This is a genomic window from Paraglaciecola sp. MB-3u-78, assembly GCF_002835935.1.
Taxonomy (GTDB): Bacteria; Pseudomonadota; Gammaproteobacteria; order Enterobacterales; family Alteromonadaceae; genus Paraglaciecola.
This window is the reverse complement of sequence record NZ_PJCF01000032.1, coordinates 1-1,487: the sequence shown is the minus strand read 5'-3', so window position 1 is coordinate 1,487 and position 1,487 is coordinate 1. Positions and strand designations below refer to the sequence as shown.

Annotated in this window: 1 protein-coding gene; it reads left to right on the top strand. The window is 43.9% G+C overall.

Going from position 1 to position 1,487, the window contains the following annotated elements; genetic code table 11:
• On the top strand, positions 1-1,487 hold a 1,487-nt coding region (locus CXF95_RS26150; protein WP_101201397.1), incomplete at both ends, for a recombinase family protein.

The window sequence follows — 1,487 nt, the reverse complement described above, 5'->3', positions numbered from 1 at the left end:
AACTAGAGAGACTAAGAGACACGGCTTCTCTGGGAGGAATTGATTTGCTTTACATTCTTGCACCAGACCGCCTATCACGAAAATACGCACACCAAGCGCTATTGATGGAAGAATTTGCAGACATAGGTATTCAGGTTCGGTTTTTGAATCATGATATCGGCACAACACCAGAAGATGAAATGCTGCTACAGATGCAAGGCATGTTTGCTGAATACGAGCGCGCTAAAATCATGGAGCGTAACCGTAGAGGCAAGCTCCACCGTGCTAAAGGTGGCAGTGTCAACGTTCTATCCAATGCGCCTTTCGGCTACCGTTACATCCGTAAACAACAGGATGGGCAAGCGGCTCAATACATCATTAATTTACATCAAGCCACGACTGTGCGACAGATATTTCAGTGGATAGGCGAAGAACGGCTGAGTATAGGCGAGGTCAGCCGGCGTCTAAGTAACGCAGGAATAGAGACTCAAACAGGAAAAACAAGTTGGGATAGGAGCGTTATCTGGGGGATGTTACAAAATCCAGCTTACATGGGCAGAGCCGCCTTCGGTAAAACCAAAACGACAGAGCGTAGGAATATAATTCGTCCACAGAAACACAGCGCCGAGACACCAAAGAAGCCGTATTCAGTAGAAAAAGTCAATCGAGAAGACTGGATAGAAATAGCGGTACCTGCACTTGTCAGCGAAGCGCTATTTTTAACTGTTCAGGAACAGCTGGAAGAAAACAGGAAGCAGGCTCGACAACGGCGAAGAGGGGCTGCCCATTTGCTTCAAGGGCTAGTGGTTTGCGGGCATTGCCATTATGCATACTATGGCAAGAAAATCAGTCCATCGTCTGCTAAGGGTAAAAAAGCCTATGCGTACTACCGCTGCATTGGAACGGATGGTTACCGGTTTGGTGGACAACGGATATGCGATAACAAACAAATCAGAACAGAAAGGTTAGATGAAATAGTGTGGCAGCAGGTGGTCGAATTATTAAAGCATCCAGAGCGATTAGAAAAGGAGCATGAACGACGTCTGGATTTATTGCAACAGGATAAAAAAGTCAATAATAATGACGATACAATAACGCTGAAAAAGCAAAAAAACAGTTTAGATAAAGGTCAATCACGGCTCATTGACAGCTATGCAGAAGGTTTAATCGACAAAGAAGATTTTGAACCCAAAATCCGTCAGCTAAAGAGTAAGATACAGCAAATAAACCAACAAATTGAAGCCTGCCAGCATCACGAAGTCAACCAAATGGAACTGTTTCTGGTAGTGAGTCGACTAGAGGAATTTGCAAAAACGGTAGCAGGCTCCTTAGACAACATCGACTTCAACAGTCAGAGAGAAATTATCAGAGCATTGGTGAAACGCGTTGAGATTTACAAAGAAGAAGTTAATATCGTATTTCGTATAGAGCCGCAGAATGATTTAAGCGGTAATAATGGTATATCCACTATCAAGGGAAAACTTATGCAACACTGTAAGCGGAGTAGT